Annotated in this window: 19 protein-coding genes and 1 pseudogene; 8 read left to right on the forward strand and 12 right to left on the reverse strand. The window is 65.9% G+C overall.

What is annotated here, in order from left to right:
* The 3 genes from CKW46_RS12905 to CKW46_RS12915 all read right to left on the reverse strand — a co-directional run bounded on the left by CKW46_RS12905 (position 1) and on the right by CKW46_RS12915 (position 2,409).
* Positions 1-693, reverse strand: a complete 693-nt coding sequence (locus CKW46_RS12905) for an iron-dependent transcriptional repressor DtxR (protein ID WP_012393787.1) — start codon at positions 691-693, stop codon at positions 1-3.
* A 151-nt stretch (positions 694-844) separates the two neighbouring features.
* Positions 845-1,816, reverse strand: a complete 972-nt coding sequence (sigB, locus tag CKW46_RS12910) for a sigma-70 family RNA polymerase sigma factor SigB (protein WP_015355326.1) — start codon at positions 1,814-1,816, stop codon at positions 845-847.
* A 164-nt stretch (positions 1,817-1,980) separates the two neighbouring features.
* Positions 1,981-2,409, reverse strand: coding sequence for a DUF3099 domain-containing protein (locus CKW46_RS12915; protein WP_015355327.1), 429 nt, complete (start codon positions 2,407-2,409; stop codon positions 1,981-1,983).
* A gap of 45 nt (positions 2,410-2,454) precedes the next feature.
* On the opposite strand from CKW46_RS12915, the gene CKW46_RS12920 reads away from it, so the two are divergent.
* Positions 2,455-2,694: a DUF3039 domain-containing protein gene (locus CKW46_RS12920; RefSeq protein WP_020728402.1), complete on the forward strand. Its 240-nt coding sequence runs from the start codon at positions 2,455-2,457 to the stop codon at positions 2,692-2,694.
* On the opposite strand, the gene CKW46_RS12925 is transcribed toward CKW46_RS12920, so the two are convergent.
* The gene (locus tag CKW46_RS12925) at positions 2,695-3,669 is read right to left on the reverse strand and encodes a YihY/virulence factor BrkB family protein (RefSeq protein ID WP_015355328.1); all 975 of its coding nucleotides are present in this window, start codon (positions 3,667-3,669) and stop codon (positions 2,695-2,697) included.
* Between the two features lie 65 nt (positions 3,670-3,734).
* The gene (locus CKW46_RS12930) at positions 3,735-3,920 is read right to left on the reverse strand and encodes a DUF7455 domain-containing protein (RefSeq protein WP_011741138.1); all 186 of its coding nucleotides are present in this window, start codon (positions 3,918-3,920) and stop codon (positions 3,735-3,737) included.
* A 126-nt stretch (positions 3,921-4,046) separates the two neighbouring features.
* Between CKW46_RS12930 and CKW46_RS12935 the strand changes: the two genes are divergently transcribed.
* Complete coding sequence (locus tag CKW46_RS12935; protein WP_083866433.1) at positions 4,047-4,427, forward strand: DUF952 domain-containing protein; 381 nt, start codon at positions 4,047-4,049, stop codon at positions 4,425-4,427.
* Here the strand turns inward: CKW46_RS12935 and CKW46_RS12940 are convergent.
* The 4 genes and pseudogenes from CKW46_RS12940 to ppgK all read right to left on the reverse strand — a co-directional run bounded on the left by CKW46_RS12940 (position 4,355) and on the right by ppgK (position 9,480).
* Positions 4,355-4,789, reverse strand: coding sequence for a RidA family protein (locus CKW46_RS12940; RefSeq protein WP_020724812.1), 435 nt, complete (start codon positions 4,787-4,789; stop codon positions 4,355-4,357). The genes CKW46_RS12935 and CKW46_RS12940 overlap by 73 nt on opposite strands.
* Positions 4,790-4,903: 114 nt before the next feature.
* A pseudogene (locus tag CKW46_RS12945) lies at positions 4,904-6,792 on the reverse strand (PE domain-containing protein).
* 209 nt (positions 6,793-7,001) lie between these two features.
* Complete coding sequence (locus CKW46_RS12950) at positions 7,002-8,507, reverse strand: RNA polymerase sigma factor (RefSeq protein WP_202098408.1); 1,506 nt, start codon at positions 8,505-8,507, stop codon at positions 7,002-7,004.
* A gap of 178 nt (positions 8,508-8,685) precedes the next feature.
* On the reverse strand, positions 8,686-9,480 hold the full coding sequence (gene ppgK / locus CKW46_RS12955; RefSeq protein ID WP_015355332.1) for a polyphosphate--glucose phosphotransferase: 795 nt from the start codon (positions 9,478-9,480) through the stop codon (positions 8,686-8,688).
* A 173-nt stretch (positions 9,481-9,653) separates the two neighbouring features.
* Here ppgK and CKW46_RS12960 point away from each other — a divergent pair, with 173 nt between their 5' ends.
* Positions 9,654-10,523, forward strand: coding sequence for an inositol monophosphatase family protein (locus CKW46_RS12960; RefSeq protein ID WP_011741133.1), 870 nt, complete (start codon positions 9,654-9,656; stop codon positions 10,521-10,523).
* 5 nt (positions 10,524-10,528) lie between these two features.
* Here CKW46_RS12960 and cei read toward each other — a convergent pair whose 3' ends face one another.
* Positions 10,529-11,182 carry an envelope integrity protein Cei gene (gene cei, locus CKW46_RS12965; protein ID WP_012393797.1) on the reverse strand — a complete coding sequence of 218 codons (654 nt, stop codon included), beginning with the start codon at positions 11,180-11,182 and terminating at the stop codon, positions 10,529-10,531.
* Positions 11,183-11,365: 183 nt separating this feature from the next.
* On the opposite strand from cei, the gene CKW46_RS12970 reads away from it, so the two are divergent.
* Positions 11,366-11,668: a DUF4193 domain-containing protein gene (locus CKW46_RS12970; RefSeq protein WP_011741131.1), complete on the forward strand. Its 303-nt coding sequence runs from the start codon at positions 11,366-11,368 to the stop codon at positions 11,666-11,668.
* Positions 11,669-11,672: 4 nt separating this feature from the next.
* Here the strand turns inward: CKW46_RS12970 and CKW46_RS12975 are convergent, their stop codons facing one another.
* Positions 11,673-12,152 carry a DUF3093 domain-containing protein gene (locus CKW46_RS12975; RefSeq protein ID WP_011741130.1) on the reverse strand — a complete coding sequence of 160 codons (480 nt, stop codon included), beginning with the start codon at positions 12,150-12,152 and terminating at the stop codon, positions 11,673-11,675.
* A gap of 25 nt (positions 12,153-12,177) precedes the next feature.
* Here CKW46_RS12975 and dut point away from each other — a divergent pair, with 25 nt between their 5' ends.
* The gene (dut, locus tag CKW46_RS12980) at positions 12,178-12,642 is read left to right on the forward strand and encodes a dUTP diphosphatase (protein ID WP_012393798.1); all 465 of its coding nucleotides are present in this window, start codon (positions 12,178-12,180) and stop codon (positions 12,640-12,642) included.
* Positions 12,642-13,394 carry a DUF3710 domain-containing protein gene (locus CKW46_RS12985; RefSeq protein WP_482053229.1) on the forward strand — a complete coding sequence of 251 codons (753 nt, stop codon included), beginning with the start codon at positions 12,642-12,644 and terminating at the stop codon, positions 13,392-13,394. The genes dut and CKW46_RS12985 overlap by 1 nt, the downstream gene beginning before the upstream one ends.
* A gap of 13 nt (positions 13,395-13,407) precedes the next feature.
* On the opposite strand, the gene CKW46_RS12990 is transcribed toward CKW46_RS12985, so the two are convergent.
* Positions 13,408-14,106 (reverse strand): serine aminopeptidase domain-containing protein, encoded by a 699-nt coding sequence (locus CKW46_RS12990; protein ID WP_117438080.1) that lies wholly within the window; start codon positions 14,104-14,106, stop codon positions 13,408-13,410.
* Positions 14,107-14,273: 167 nt separating this feature from the next.
* On the opposite strand from CKW46_RS12990, the gene CKW46_RS12995 reads away from it, so the two are divergent.
* Both CKW46_RS12995 and CKW46_RS13000 read left to right on the forward strand, forming a co-directional pair.
* Positions 14,274-14,642 (forward strand): OB-fold nucleic acid binding domain-containing protein, encoded by a 369-nt coding sequence (locus CKW46_RS12995; RefSeq protein ID WP_011741126.1) that lies wholly within the window; start codon positions 14,274-14,276, stop codon positions 14,640-14,642.
* Between the two features lie 27 nt (positions 14,643-14,669).
* Entirely contained in the window at positions 14,670-15,341 is a 672-nt protein-coding gene (locus CKW46_RS13000; RefSeq protein ID WP_117438073.1) for a DUF3159 domain-containing protein, read from the forward strand.
* Positions 15,342-15,531: the final 190 nt, after the last annotated feature.

Raw genomic sequence — 15,531 nt, forward strand, 5'->3', positions numbered from 1 at the left:
TCAGACCTTCTCGACCTTGACCGCGTGTGCCATCGCGTGGGGCAGGGTCACGTTCTCGTGTCCCGGGATGAGGATGGTCACCCCGCCGGCCGGGCTGGTTTCGACGGTCACCCGCGCGTTGGGTACCACGCCGGCGTCCTTGAGCCGGCTGATCAAGTCGATATCGCCCTGAACGTGCTCGGTGAGCTGGCGGACGACCACCGCGACCGGTGATCCCGACGGCAATTCGGTCAACCGCACCAAGTTGGCTTCGTAGGAGTCGGACTCCGGTCCCACACCGAGGTCCAGCAGACCCGGAATCGGATTGCCGAAGGGGGAGGTGGTGGGGTTGTTGAGCACCTTGACCAGACGCCGTTCGACGTCTTCGCTCATCACGTGCTCCCACCGGCATGCCTCGGCGTGCACCTCTTCCCACGGCAACCCGATGACATCGACGAGTAAACGTTCGGCCAAGCGGTGCTTGCGCATCACCGCGACCGCCAGGGCCCGGCCCTTGTCGGTCAATTCGAGGTGGCGGTCGCCGGCCACGCGCAGTAACCCGTCACGCTCCATCCGCGACACGGTCTGGCTGACGGTGGGCCCACTTTGCTCGAGCCGCTCGGCGATCCGGGCGCGCAATGGGGTGACACCCTCTTCTTCGAGGTCATAGATCGTCCGCAGATACATCTCGGTGGTATCAACCAAGTCGTTCATTCAGCATCCTCCGTTGCCGCCGAGTCTACTTGGCCAGCTGCTTGCATGGTCTGCCAAAACACCCCACCGCAGCAGTATGCCCGCCGCGTATAGCGGCGGGCACACCGTCTCGTACCTAGCCTCTCAACCTAGCGGGCAACGGGCTGACTACTCAACTGGCGTATGAGCGCAGCCGGTCGGCGCGTTCGCCGTGGCGCAGCTTGCACATCACGTCCCGCTCGATCTGACGTACCCGCTCGCGGGAAAGGCCGAACAGTTTGCCGATCTGGTCCAGGGTGCGTGGCTGGCCGTCATCGAGGCCAAAGCGCAGCCGGATCACCTGATGCTCACGTTCGTCGAGGGTGGCCAGCACGCTGCGGATGTCGGTGTGCAGCAGTTCGGCGATGACCGCGTTCTCCGCGGACATGGCCTCAGCATCTTCGATGAAGTCGCCCAGCGGGGCCTCTTCCTCCGAGCCGACCGGCATGTCCAGGCTCACCGGGTCGCGGCTGTGCTCCAACAGGTCGTTGATCTTCTCGACGGGAATGCCGGATTCGGCGGCGAGTTCCTCGTCGGTGGCTTCGCGGCCCAGATTCTGGTGTATCTCACGCTTGATCCGGGCCAGCTTGTTGACCTGTTCGACCAGGTGGACCGGCAGCCGAATGGTGCGGCTCTGGTCGGCCATGCCGCGGGTGATGGCTTGACGGATCCACCAGGTGGCGTACGTCGAGAACTTGAATCCCTTTGTGTAGTCGAACTTCTCCATCGCGCGGATCAGGCCCAGGTTGCCCTCCTGGATGAGATCCAGCAACGGCATGCCCCGACCCGTGTAGCGCTTGGCCAACGACACCACCAGCCGCAGGTTCGCTTCCAATAGGTGGCGGCGCGCTTCCGCGCCATCGCGCACCACGGCGGCGAGTTCGCGTTTGCGGTTGTCGCCGAGGCGCTTGCGGGTTGCCAACAGATGCTCCGCGTAGAGCCCGGCCTCGATGCGCTTGGCGAGTTCCACCTCGCCCTCGGCGTTGAGCAACGCCGTCTTGCCGATGCCGTTCAGATACACGCGCACCAAGTCCGCTGCAGGGCTTTGAGCGTCCAGATCGCTGTCAACCCGGCCTACGATGCCCCTTGCTATGGGCTGTGCCATTTCGCCCTCCCGATCGGCTTGTGCTGTCATGAGGATTAACGACAGGTTCCACCGCAGAGTTCCCGCGCAGCTGTCATCTCACACCCCGTGACGTGCAGGAATGTGCCGCCGAGCTGAGAATGTCCTGAGAAATGTGTCGCCGGGTCGGTTGACCGGAACCCGGACTAGCCCCGCTCGTCGAAGCGCTGCGCGTCCCACCGTGGCGCGGGGTCTTCCAGCCCGGCGTCCAACGCCAACCGCTCAGCGGTGGGGAACAGGGGGGTATGCCGCCGGGCGTCGTCGAAGCGGCGGGGCTCATCGGAGCTACGCGGCGGCCGGTCGTTGGCGATGAGTACGGCCATCCATGGCAACGGCACCGAGGCGGCCACGATCAGCAGTGAAATCAAACCGTTGTGCCAGAGGCCGTAGGCGATCGCGGCAAGGATCAGCGCCGGGATCCGAAAGGCCATCAGGGTCAGGTACTTGCGCACTCGCGCTCGGTGCTGCACCTCGTAGGACGGCGCAGCGCCGGTGATCAACACTGGGCGGTGCTTGTCGTCGAAGTCGTCGAAACTCAACTCCGAGTCTCGCGTCATACCTCCACTCTCCCACATCCGGTGGATTCCGGCAGGAGCGAGTCAGGAGGCACAATGTCATACATGGAGACGCAGACGATCGAACGTCCCGATACCGAAGAACGCGTCGACGACGGGACCGGCAGCGACACCCCCAAATTCTTCCACTACGTCAAGAAAGACAAGATCGCCGAGAGCGCGGTCATGGGCAATTACGTGGTGGCGTTGTGCGGCGAGGTCTTTCCGGTGACTCGGGCGGCCAAGCCGGGCTCGCCGGTCTGCCCGGATTGCAAGCAGATCTACGAACAGCTCAAGAGGGACTGATCAGGACGGCGGGTCGACCGCGGTGTTGGACTGCGGTGACTCCGAATCCGCGGACCCGGTAGCCGCAGCCGTGCGTGCCCGCAGCCAATTGCGCAGCCGGTGCGCGTGGGTTGCCGGTGCCGGCCATTCCTCTTGGATGGCGGCGTTGAGTTCGGCGCCGATCATGACCGCAAAACCGCCGAAGAACGCGAACAGCAGGAAAGCGATCGGGGTGGACAGTGCACCGTAGGTATAGCCGGTGTGGGTGATCCATCCCAAGTAGAACCGCAGCCCCAACGTGGCGATGAGAAACACCGCCATCGCCAGCACGGCACCCAGGATGAGTCGATGGGTCGGCAGCGGCACCGGCAGCGATACTCGGTACAAGATGATCACCCCGACGGTCAGTACCGCGATCAGGGCCGGGTAGTAACCGTAGTGCATGAGGTTGGACATGCTGTCGGGGATGTGTTCGCTCACCTTGCGCGGGCCCATCACCGCCACCGGCGCCGAGATGACGATGAACAGCAATCCCACGACGTAGAGAAAGAGTGCGAAGAACCGCTGGCGCACCGGATGACGCAGGGGAGTCTGGTCATGGGCCTCGACGATGGCATCGACGTAGGACGAGATCGCCGATGACCCTGCCCACAGCGAGATCAGGAAACCCACCGATACCACCTCACCACGAGCGTTGGCGGTGATGTCGCGGATGGTGGGTACAATGATCTCGTCGACCACGCTGGGGGAGAAGAAGCGGTGGGTCATCGAGATGATCGTTTTTTCGATCGCGGGCAACGTGTCCTGCCCGAACAGCGGAGCCACGTAAGCCAAACTGCCCAACATTCCCAACAGCAGCGGCGGCAGCGACAGCGCCGACCAGAAACCCGCTTGCGCCGACTCGGAAAAGATCGAGTCGTCCCAACTTTTGGAGAGGGTTCTTAAACTAATACGCCAGATGTGATGGCGGGACGGCCTGGGGACTTGGTCGCTCATACCAGTCCAGCATTACCGAAGACTGCTCGGTCAGCCGACGTTGGCTCCGGGCTGGCTCGGTGCATCTAGTCGCCGCTGACCTCCAGCACTGCGGCTAGCTCGAGCAGCTTGGCCTCATGCTCGTTGGCGTGATGCTGGCAGAAGAGAAGTACGGCTCCAGAAGGCAGCTTCGCACGCACCCGCGCTGCTGCACTGCAGCGGTCGCAGCGGTCTGCTCTAGTCAATTCGGGACTGGTCAGAGTTGCGTTCATGGCTTCTCCGTTCCTGGCGTAAGTTCACTCTGTCAGACGTATGGGGATTTCGCCTTGTTCCCCGACCGCTGTGAGGTGTGTCGTTTCTCACGAGTTTTTGACCTGCGGGTCGGGCAAGCTGACTGTATGTCTGCGACGGTCGGTTCACTGGTGCACATGTGCGGTGCCGAGGAGTGGTTGCACGCTCGTCACCATGGGTGCATAACGCCACAACCTGGTGCCGAGTTCATCCACCTGTCGACGCCCGAACAGGTGCACCTTCCGGCGAATCGACTGTTCCACGGCCGTCCAGACTTGGTTCTGCTCCACATCGACCCTGCTGCGCTGCAGTCACCGGTGCGGTGGCAACCAGGCGTTCCAACGGATCCGGCCTCGATGCTATTCCCGCATTTGTATGGGCCGCTGCCGGTGCAGGCGGTGGTCGGGGTGACCGCCTACCGGCCAGGCCCCGACGGCACCTTCGGGTCGGTCTCGGGGCTTGGCTGCCCGCCTGGCGACTGCACGTAGGCGTCGGCTTCGATCTCGACCAGCAAGTCGGGCGCGATGAGTGCGGAGACCTCGACCATGGTGGCTACCGGACGGATGTGGCCGAAGACCTGCGCATGCACGTCGCCGACTTCGCGCCACCGTGAAATGTCGGTCACGTAGATCCGGGTGCGGATCACATCGGCGAGGCTGGCCCCGGCATCGGTGAGTGCGACCTCGATGCGCCGCAGGGCGTCTCGGGTTTGCGCGGCGATGTCACCGGCCGGGCCATTGCCGGTCGTTCCGGCCACCGCGACATGGGGGCCGATGCGAACTGCGCGCGAGTAACCGACGGCCGACTCGAAATCCGATTCCGACGAAATGATGGTGCGGCTGGTTGACATGCGCGTCACAGTAGGACCTCAGTGGCCCTGAGTGCAGCTCAATTTCTTGAGCCGCAGTTCAAGCCGATGCAGCGGGAGGGCAGGCCGAGATGTGTTGGCAGGCCGCGGTCGGGCTCAGGAGTTGCTGGCGTACTGCTCGAAGATCTCGGAGAACTCGAAGGGCGTCTGTTCCACTCCGCTGCCGTTGTTGTTCGATACCCCGATATCGCCGGTCTGGTCGCGAGGAAGCTGCCACATCGACAGTTGGCCGATGTTGTTGTCCTGCGCGAACGAGGTCAACGTTTGGGCGTCGGTGAGGGTGAAGATTTCGCTGGTGTCGTCGTTGACGCCGATCATGGGCGTCACGCCGAGCATGGCCCACGCCTGATCGCTGCTGAGCGAGGGATACAGCGTCATCAGCTGACCATGAGTGGCGGTCGCGGCGTCGATTGCCGCGGTGCCCATCTGGGTGGTGCCGTCGTAGTAGTCCATCGCCATGATGTTCACTGTCGACACGTTCACGCCACTGCTGATCGCGGCATTGATCGGCGCCATGCCCTCAGCGGTCAGACCCGAGGGCGCCACCGGAACGGTGTAGGAGACCGTTACCGGGGTCCCGTTGGCCGTGCCCCACGCCTGGGAGAGCGCGATCGCCTGGGCCTGCAACGTCAGTGCCGAGCTGTTGGTCAGAATGGCGCCTTCGTCGTCGAAGTCGATGTTGTAGATCCCATAGGTGCTCATCACCTCTTGATACTGCGCGGCCAACTGGGTGGCGGTGAGAGAGTTGTTCGCGGCGTACACAGCGAGCGGGGTGCCGGCCTGGCCACCGAAGGAGATGGTCCCGTTGATGCCGGCGTTGGTCATGTTGGTGATCTGGTTCTCGATGTAGGAGATTTGGGAGCCGCCGGTGACGTCGTAGGCGGTATACCCACCCCAAGCAGCTTGGCCATTTGTGGTGTCGGCGGTGATGAACGCGAGCGTGACGTCTGTGATGCCCGCGTTGGCGGCGTCAGAGAAGTTGTATCCGGATCCATCCGGGTAGGGCCACAGCGTGATGTCGACGTAGGGCTTGTACACCCCGGTAGAGCCCGTCCCGGTGATGCCGTCACTGCCGTTGCTGCCGTTAAGGCCATTGTGACCGCCGGTGCCGCCCAGCAGCGCGTGGTTGACGCCGCCGGTACCGCCCACGCCACCCTGGCCACCGAGCCCGCCGCCCGCGCCGCCGGCACCGCCGTTGCCGCCGTTTCCGCCAGTGCCGCCGGTACCGCCCAACAGCGCCTGGTTGGCCCCGCCGGCCCCGCCGGCACCGGCATCACCTCCAGCAGCGCCGATGCCGCCGAACCCGCCGCCGCCGCCGGTGCCGCCGGCGCCACCGGTCCCGTCTAGTGAAAGAAGCTGACGGTTGGCCCCGCCGATGCCACCGGCGCCACCGGCGCCACCGTTACCGCCTCCGATCAGCCCATTGGCTCCGCCGGCGCCACCGTTACCGCCAGACCCGCCGGCGATAGTGGCGTCCCCGCCGACGCCCCCGTCGCCCCCGCGGCCCCACCGGCGCCGCCGGGCGCACCCGAGCCGCCATTGCCTCCATTGCCCCACAGCCATCCGCCGTCACCGCCGTTTTGCCCGGTGCCCGGGGATCCGTTGGCTCCATCGCCGATCAGCGGGCGCCCCGTCAGCGCCTGGCTAGGGGCGTTGATCACCGCCAGCAAGCTCTGTTCGAGGTTCTGCAGCGGCGAGGTGCTGGCCGCTTCGGCTGCCGCGTAGGCGCCACTGGCGCCGCTCAGTGTCTCCACAAACTGGTCATGAAAGGCCGAGGCCTGCGCACTGAGCGTCTGAAATTGCTGGGCATGGCCACTGAAGAACCCTGCGATCGCCGCCGAGACCTCGTCCTGTGCCGCGGCTAACACCTGCGTTGTCGAGGGCGCAGCCGTCAAATTCGCCGACCGAATGGCGATGCCGATCCCGGCCAGGTCCGACGAAACCGTGGTCAGAGCCTCGGGCGTGGCGAACACATAGGACGGCATGGGCGACCTCCCGGGGAGCGTCAGTACTGCCAAAGAACACGATGTGTACGCCGAACACTATGCCCTGGTGCACCGGATGTCAGCAAACGCTGGCGGGTCGCAGCTATTCGACACCTCAGGTAGATGGCGACGCCAACGGTCCCCACAACGCGCGGCGGGCGCGCCGGAGCTGCAAGAGAACCGCTGATCCGGTGCGCTTACGCGGGATGTCAGTCCAGGTAGTCGCGCAGCACCTGCGAGCGGCTGGGGTGGCGCAGCTTGGACATCGTCTTCGACTCGATCTGGCGGATGCGTTCCCGGGTGACGCCGTAGACCTGGCCGATCTCGTCGAGCGTGCGCGGCTGGCCGTCGGTGAGACCGAAGCGCAGACGTACGACGCCGGCCTCGCGCTCGGAGAGCGTGTCCAGCACCGACTGCAGCTGGTCTTGCAGCAGGGTGAACGACACGGCATCCACCGCGACGACCGCTTCGCTGTCTTCGATGAAGTCACCGAGCTGGCTGTCGCCTTCGTCACCGATGGTCTGGTCCAGCGAGATCGGTTCCCGGGCGTACTGCTGGATCTCCAGCACCTTCTCCGGGGTGATGTCCATTTCTTTGGCCAGCTCCTCCGGCGTGGGCTCGCGGCCCAGGTCCTGAAGCAGCTCGCGCTGGATGCGGCCCAGCTTGTTGATCACCTCGACCATGTGCACCGGGATCCGGATGGTGCGGGCCTGGTCGGCCATGGCACGGGTGATGGCCTGGCGGATCCACCACGTCGCGTAGGTGGAGAACTTGTAGCCCTTGGTGTAGTCGAACTTTTCGACCGCACGGATCAGGCCCAGGTTGCCTTCCTGGATGAGGTCCAGAAACGCCATCCCGCGGCCCGTGTAGCGCTTGGCCAGCGAGACCACCAGACGCAGGTTGGCTTCCAGCAGGTGGTTTTTCGCACGATCACCGTCGCGGCAGATCCACATCATGTCGCGGCGCTGGGCTGCGGGCAGTTTCTCGCCGCGGTCTGTCAACTCAGCCATCAGCTGTGTCGCGTAGAGACCGGCCTCGATGCGCTTGGCGAGCTCAACCTCTTCCTCGGCGTTGAGCAGCGCCACCTTGCCGATCTGCTTGAGGTAGGCGCGGACCGAGTCGGCGGATGCCGTCAGTTCGGCGTCCTTGCGCGCCTGGCGCAATGCCTCCGACTCGTCCTCGTCCCAGACGAAGTCCCCCGAAGCCTTGTCTTTCTCGCTGGGCTCGGCGATCTCTTCTTCATCGCTAGGGGTTCCCGGCGCCGCGGCCGCGGGTGCCTTGGCCCCATCGCCGTCCTCGGCGTCGTCGCCCTCGTCCGAGTCGTCGTCGCCCTCGGCCTCGTCGGAGGCCGCTTCGTCCTCGTCTTCGAGGTCATCCAAGTCGAGGTCGAGATCGTCGGAGGAGTCGACGTCGATGTCCGGATCGGCATCAAGATCGTCAGCGGTGTCCAGATTGGCGTCTGGGTCCGTTGCGCCTTCGCCCGGCGCCTTGGTTCCGCGGGCGGCCTTGGTGCCTCTGGCCGACGGACGCGTCTTCTTCGGAGCGTCGCCGGTAGTGGCGTCGTCGGCTTGACCTGGTGTTTTTGCGGCCCGCTTGGCGGGGGCCGCGCCGTTTGCGGTCTTCGTCGGTCGCTTGGCCCCAGCCTTGGCCGGGGACTTGGTGGCGGTGCGTTTCACCGGCTCACCGGTCTCCGGGCTTGCCTTGGTCGCTGCCACATACACCCCTTCGGTGGTACTCACTTCCGGCTGCGGCTGGGCGTGCTTAACCGAAAGTGTCTGTTATGTCGAATGTCGGCGTTGATATCAGCGTGAATACTCGCGCGCTATCGGTTGGGCTGTCGCCGACGACCATTGTAACTTCACTGCGCGCGTGCACCGCCCGAGCGGGCAGAATTCAGTGCGTCACATCGGTGCTGGAGGCCATTGCCGCGCCGACAATCCCGGCGGTGTTCTGCAGGGTCGCCGCCACCACCGGCGTGCGGTTCTCCAGCAGGTGCACCCACTTGTCGGCCTTGCGGCTGATGCCACCGCCGACGATGAAAAGGTCAGGCCAGATCGCGTTTTCGATGGCCACCAGGACCCGCGTCACCTGCTTGGTCCACTTCTCGTAGCTCCAGTCGTTTTTCTCCTTGACCGACGACGCGGCCCGTTGCTCGGCCTCCTTGCCGCCGACCTCGAGATGGCCAAATTCTGTGTTGGGTATGAGCGTGCCGTCGTTGATGACCGCCGACCCGATACCGGTTCCGAAGGTGAGGAGCACCACCAGGCCGGGCTGGTTGTTCCCGGCGCCGTACCGTTCCTCGGCGAGCCCGGCCGCATCGGCGTCGTTGAGGATCGTCACGTCCTGGCCGTTCAATTCGGCGCTGATGACCTCGCGCGCGTTGGTACCGATCCACGACTTGTCCACGTTGGCCGCCGTCTGAACGATGCCGTGGGTGACCACGCCCGGATAGGTCACCCCGAGCGGGCCGGTCCAGCCGAATCGATCGACCACCTCGGCGATGGTCTTGGCAACCGCTGACGGAGTTGCGGGCTGCGGGGTCGCCAGCTTGATGCGCTCGCCGATTAGCTGGCCCGTGTCCAGGTCGACGATCGCGCCTTTGATGCCGCTGCCGCCGACGTCAATCCCGAATCCGCGATGCGGCTGTGCGGCACCGGCGGTTTGGGCCATTGGGTCGGTGCTGGTCATCGGATCTCCTCGGCGAGACGTGGCGAGACGTTTTGTGTCCGGATCACCTTAGCCCGGCGACAAACCAGGCTTGGCCTGGTGAGGAGCGGGCTGTTTGGGGTGAGCCCGGCGACAAACCAGGCTTGGCGTGGTGAGGAGCGGGCTGCGTGGGGCGACTGTGATGCGATAGAGCGGTGACACGACCTGACAACGACCCTGCGCGGCTGCGTGTGGTGGCTGAGACCCTGGCCGCCGAGGCGGCCGAATTCGTGCGCAGCCGGCGCGCCGAGCTGTTTGGCGCCCATCCGGCCGCGGCTGACGAGTCGGACGCGGTGCGGGCCAAGAGCACCCCGACCGACCCGGTGACCGTCGTCGACACCGATGCGGAACGGTTGCTGCGCAGTCGACTGGCGCAACTTCGGCCCGGGGACCCGATTGTGGGGGAGGAGGGTGGCGGTCCCGCGGATTCGGCGCCGGCGCCCGACGATGCCGTTACCTGGGTGCTGGATCCCATCGACGGCACCGTGAACTTTGTCTACGGCATCCCGGCCTATGCGGTGTCGATCGGCGCCCAGGTGGGTGGCGTGTCGGTGGCCGGGGCGGTCGCCGACGTGGTGGGCCGCAGCGTGTATTCGGCGGCGCTTGGCCAGGGCGCCCACGTCACCGACGAGCAGGGAACCCGCGAGCTGCGCTGCACCGCGGTGGAGGATTTGTCGATGGCGTTGCTGGGCACCGGGTTTGGCTACTCGGCGGGACGCCGGGCCACCCAGGCCGCCCTGCTGGCCCGGATGCTGCCAATGGTCCGCGACGTGCGCCGGATCGGTTCGGCGGCGCTGGACCTGTGCATGGTCGCGGCCGGCCGTCTCGACGCCTACTACGAGCACGGGCTGCAGTTGTGGGATCGCGCCGCGGGAGCGCTGATCGCCGCCGAGGCCGGAGCGCGGGTGGTGTTGCCCGCCTCGGATGTCGTTGGCGCCGGTTTGGTCGTCGCCGCCGCGCCTGGGGTCGCCGATGAGCTGTTGGGGGTCCTGAAGCGACTCAATGCGCTCGAACCCCTGGACTGAGTCGGCTAACAGCTACTGGCGTGGATCTTTGCTATCAGGGTTGGGTCCGGCGGTTGGGTGGCGCCCGGGCGCAGGCTGCTCAGCACCGCGTCAATGTCGTCGTTGTGCGCCAGGGTGGTGAAGTCGGTGCCCAGGACGAGGTCGACGGAGTCGTCGGCCCGGCCGTCGTTGAACAATTCGGTGCACGGTGCGACCAGCCATACCGCCGCCGCGGTCGCTTGTCCGGCGGTGCCGAATCGGATCTGGCCTTGGCAGTCCAGACGGGTGTCGGCATAGACGGGGTCGTTTGCTGCGGTCGGCTGGGTGAATCCGAGGTCTTTTAGCGCACCAGCGACGTCGGCGGCTTGACCGCCCCGGCCGCTGGCATTGAGCACCCGGACTTTGGTCTCGCCCAGTTGTGCGGGTGTGACGTCGGTCATTTCGGTGCGCGACACCCGCTCACCGAGTTTGACCGTTGCCGTCGCGTCGGCCGGTTGGGGCGGCGGGTTGCACACCGCGGCCTCGGTGATGTCCGGTGGGCGGGTCAGCGCGACTGTCCACACCACACCGGTCAAGACCACCAGCAGAATCACGACGATGATGGCGGGCCGGGGGTTGCGTCGCCGGAATGGCCGACCGTGTTTGTCGAAGGCGGTACCCTCGGTGATTTGTGCGACCACACGTGCACTCTAGTCCGCACGCTGTCCGCACCGTTTAGGCCTGATTACAAGGGCCGATTCAGAGATGTGACGTAAATCACAGTTGAATCAAGCAAGATACGGGCACGAATCGTTTGGTGGATGCGTTCGACGCTGGTACAAAGCGTTGCTTGAAGTGATGAGGGCATGCGAGGGGACGGAACAATGCCTACCGACTATGACGCTCCACGGCGGACAGAGTCTGACGACGTGTCAGAGGATTCGCTGGAGGAGCTGAAGGCTCGACGGAACGAGGCCGCCTCGTCGGTGGTCGACGTGGATGAATCGGAATCCGCTGAGTCATTCGAGCTGCCAGGGGCTGACTTATCCGGCGAAGAGCTGTCGGTGCGTGTCATTCCGAAGCAGGCTGACGAGTTCACCTGCTCGAGCTGCTTCCTGGTGCAACACCGCAGCCGCCTGGCCAGCGAGAAGAACGGCTTGATGATCTGTACCGACTGCGCCGCCTGATCGGTCAGCTGCGCAATGCAGATAGGACCCGCTCGGGGTGGCGACAGCTCACCAGCCAGTACGGCGTCGGGTCGTCTGGGTCGTCCAGAACGAGCAGAACCATGGGCCCGACCCACGCTCGGTGCAGGACATACGCTGCTGGGTCGAGTTGACGGCCCAAAGCCGCGGACTTCGCCGTGCGTGGAACTTCGGCGGAGCGGGCGATGACGGTGACAGGCAGATGCGCCTCGCCGGCCCATAGCTCGACTTCGCCATCCGCGCCGGCGATGACTCGGATCTCGACTCGGCCTAGCCACAGCAATGCGGCGGCCGCCACAGTGAACAAAATCGCGTACGGGAGCCAGTCCGCGAGAGCGGCTATACCCAGATTGACCTCGAACGCGATGAGTCCTGCCAGTGCGAAGCCCAACGGCCACCACCACCAGGGGACCCAAAGTCGTTCGCGATATCGCACGCTGTGCGGCGCGACGCGCGTTTCGGACATCCGGTCAAGAGTAGTCTGTGGCCCCGTGTCGAACAGTCTCGCCGTTGTGCGTCTTGACCCCGGGCTTCCGCTGCCCAGCCGCGCTCACGATGGCGACGCGGGGGTAGACCTCTACAGCGCCGAAGACGTGGTGCTGCCCCCGGGGCAGCGGGCCCTGGTGCGCACGGGTGTCGCGGTCGCGATTCCTTTCGGCATGGTGGGTCTGGTCCATCCCCGCTCGGGGCTGGCCTCCCGCGTCGGGCTCTCGATCGTCAACAGCCCGGGCACCATCGACGCGGGGTACCGGGGCGAGCTCAAGGTCGCGCTGATCAATCTCGACCCGGCCACGCCAATCGTGGTTAACCGCGGTGACCGTATCGCTCAGCTGTTGGTGCAGCGGGTCGAGTTGCTAGAGCTGGTCGAGGTTTCGTCCTTCGACGAGGCCGGGCTGGCCGCGACATCCCGTGGTGATGGTGGTCATGGTTCCTCCGGCGGACATGCGAGTTTGTGATGGCATTCGGTAGACGCACCCGTAAAGGCGACAGCAGCGGCAGCCCCGTGGAACCCGATGGGCCCGCAGGGCGCGAGGTCGGCGAACCGGCTGCAGATGACGTGGACCTGGTAGGCCCGTTCGACATCGAAGACTTCGACGACCCGTCGGTTGCCCAGCTGGCCCGACTCGATCTGGGATCGGTCTTGGTTCCCATGCCGGAAGGCGGCCAGGTCCAGGTCGAACTGACCGAGAGCGGAGTTCCCAGCGCCGTGTGGGTTGTCACGGCCAACGGTCGCTTCACCATCGCTGCCTATGCGGCGCCCAAGTCCGCCGGCCTGTGGCGTGAGGTCGCATCGGAGCTCGCCGACTCGCTGCGCAAGGATTCGGCCGAGGTATCGATCAAGGATGGCCCGTGGGGTCGGGAAGTGATCGGCACCGCCTCCGGGGTGGTGCGCTTCATCGGCGTCGACGGCTATCGGTGGATGGTCCGGTGTGTGGTCAACGGTCCGCACGAGACCATCGACACGCTGACCGATGAGGCCCGCGAGGCGCTGGCCGACACGGTGATTCGCCGCGGCGACACGCCGTTGCCGGTGCGCACCCCGCTGCCGGTGCAGTTGCCTGAGTCGATGGTGGAGCAACTGCGGCAGGCTGCGGCGGCCCAGCACGAGCAGGGACAGCAGGGACAGCAGGAGCCCGACCAGCCGGCACCGCGGCGCGGGGCCGAAGGATCTGCCATGCAGCAGCTGCGCAGCACCACCGGCGGCTAGGCGTACCCAGCGCTCAAATATCGGCCAGAGCGGCCAGGCAGGCGGCGCCCAGCGCCGAAGTGTCGGCCCCCATCTGCTCCAGCGTCACCGTCCGCAAGGCGGCGTGTGCCGCTGCGGACACCCAGTCGAGACCGACCTGCAGTGGATGGATCGGGTCATCGGTCGCGGCGGCTACCCCCAGCGGCACGGTAAGGCGGCCCAATTCGGTGCTGCTTGGCGCCACGTAGTCGGCCGCCTGTTCCATCGCATCGGGAAGCTGCGGCCATTGCACCCGCCAGGACCGAGCCAGCTCGTCGGCCAACCAGGGTGGGCTGGATGCCCGCATCTGCGTTGTTGTGGTGGCCAGGCCGTCGCGACGCAATTGCGCTGCCGTGTAGCGCGCCGCGTGGGCGGCCGGCGCCGGCCCAGGTTCCCCGGTCCATGCGGGCAGCGCGGCCAGCACGGCAACGCACCGGTCGGGATGGGCCAGCGCCCACGCGACGGCCACCGCGGCACCGATCGACACGCCGCCCACGGCGATCGGACCGGCCTGGGCGGCCTCATCCAGTGCGGCCAGATAGCCCTGGATTAGGTGTTCTGGCTGCGGCGGCGGTGTCACCAAGATGGCTTCCACGCTTTGCAGCGGGCCGGAAAAGGCCCGGTAGACGTAGTCGTCGTCGGAGCCGGTTCCGGGCAATAATGCGACGGGTACACCGCGCAGATCGACTGGCACCCCACGATAGTGCCCGGTCATTTCAGGTACTCCAACGTCGGTAGGGCGATCCGTGTGGCGGACGGGAACTAACAGGTCTACGGTGACCGTTGGCATTGTGGAATGCTGCTAGCTAGTGCCACTAGCTAGCACAGCTTCCAAACGACGTTGGAGTGTCAGGAGAGGCCATGGGGGCCGAAGGTTATCTGCGCCGGCTCACCCGTCGGTTGACGGAGGACCCGGAGCAGCGCGACGTCGAAGAATTGTCCGACGAAGTCGTCAATACCGGAGCGCAGCGGGCTATCGACTGCCAACGCGGCCAGGAAGTCACGATGGTAGGCACGCTGCGCAGTGTGGAAACCAACGGCAAGGGTTGTTCCGGCGGTGTTCGGGCCGAATTGTTCGACGGGAGCGACACCGTGACGTTGGTGTGGTTGGGTCAACGCCGGATCCCCGGCATCGATTCGGGCCGCACACTGCGGGTGCGGGGACGGCTTGGCAAGCTCGAGAACGGGAGCAAGGCCATCTACAACCCGCATTACGAAATCCAGCGGTGATCATCGCTTTGGTGGCGGAGGCGGCCGGTGAGCGCTAACCGGGTCAGCGCCGAGAGCTTGCTAGCACAGGCCGGCGGGGTGAGCGGGCTGGTCTACTCGTCGGTTCCGGTAGTGATCTTCGTCGCAGTATCCAGTATCGGCGGACTCTTGCCCGCCATCGGATCCGCGCTTGCCGCGGCCGGGTTGGTGCTGCGGCTGCGCCTGATCCGGCGCGAGTCCACCCAACCTGCGGTCTCCGGGTTCTTCGGGGTCGCCGGGTGCGCGCTGGTCGCCTACCTGGTGGGGCAGTCCAAGGGCTACTTCTTGCTCGGCATCTGGATGTCGCTGCTGTGGGCGGTCGTGTTCGCCCTGTCGATCGTTGTTCGTCGGCCCGTGGTCGGTTTTCTGTGGAGCTGGACCAGCGGGCGTGACCAGGGCTGGCGTGAGGTGCCCCGCGCCGTCTACGCGTTTGACGTCGCAACGCTGGGTTGGACGCTGGTGTTCGCGGCCCGGTTCATCGTCCAGCGGCTTCTCTACGATGCCGACAAGACGGGCTGGCTAGGGGTTGCGCGGATCGGGATGGGCTGGCCGCTGACCGCGGTGGCGGCGCTGGCGACCTATGCGGCGATCAAGGCGGCCCGGCGGGCCATGCCGGCCGCTGACGAGCCCGAGGCCGCAGAAGTCGCTGCCGTCGACACCGAGGCCTGCCGGGAGCTCTAGACCCGGTTCGGACGCATTTAGGGCGCTGAGAGCCCCTGTACCGCGTTGAGCGTGCTCGGCGGGCTCCCCATGGGCCGTGAGGCGCCGGCGGGGCGTTCAGTGTCCTTGGAGGGCTTTGAGTGCGCGCTGAGGGCGGCGTTGCCCCCGTTGCATCGCCACCGGCGCACAGTGCGCGCCGTAATCGCACATT

It is taken from the genome of Mycobacterium liflandii (assembly GCF_022354805.1).
Classification (GTDB): Bacteria; Actinomycetota; Actinomycetes; order Mycobacteriales; family Mycobacteriaceae; genus Mycobacterium; species Mycobacterium marinum.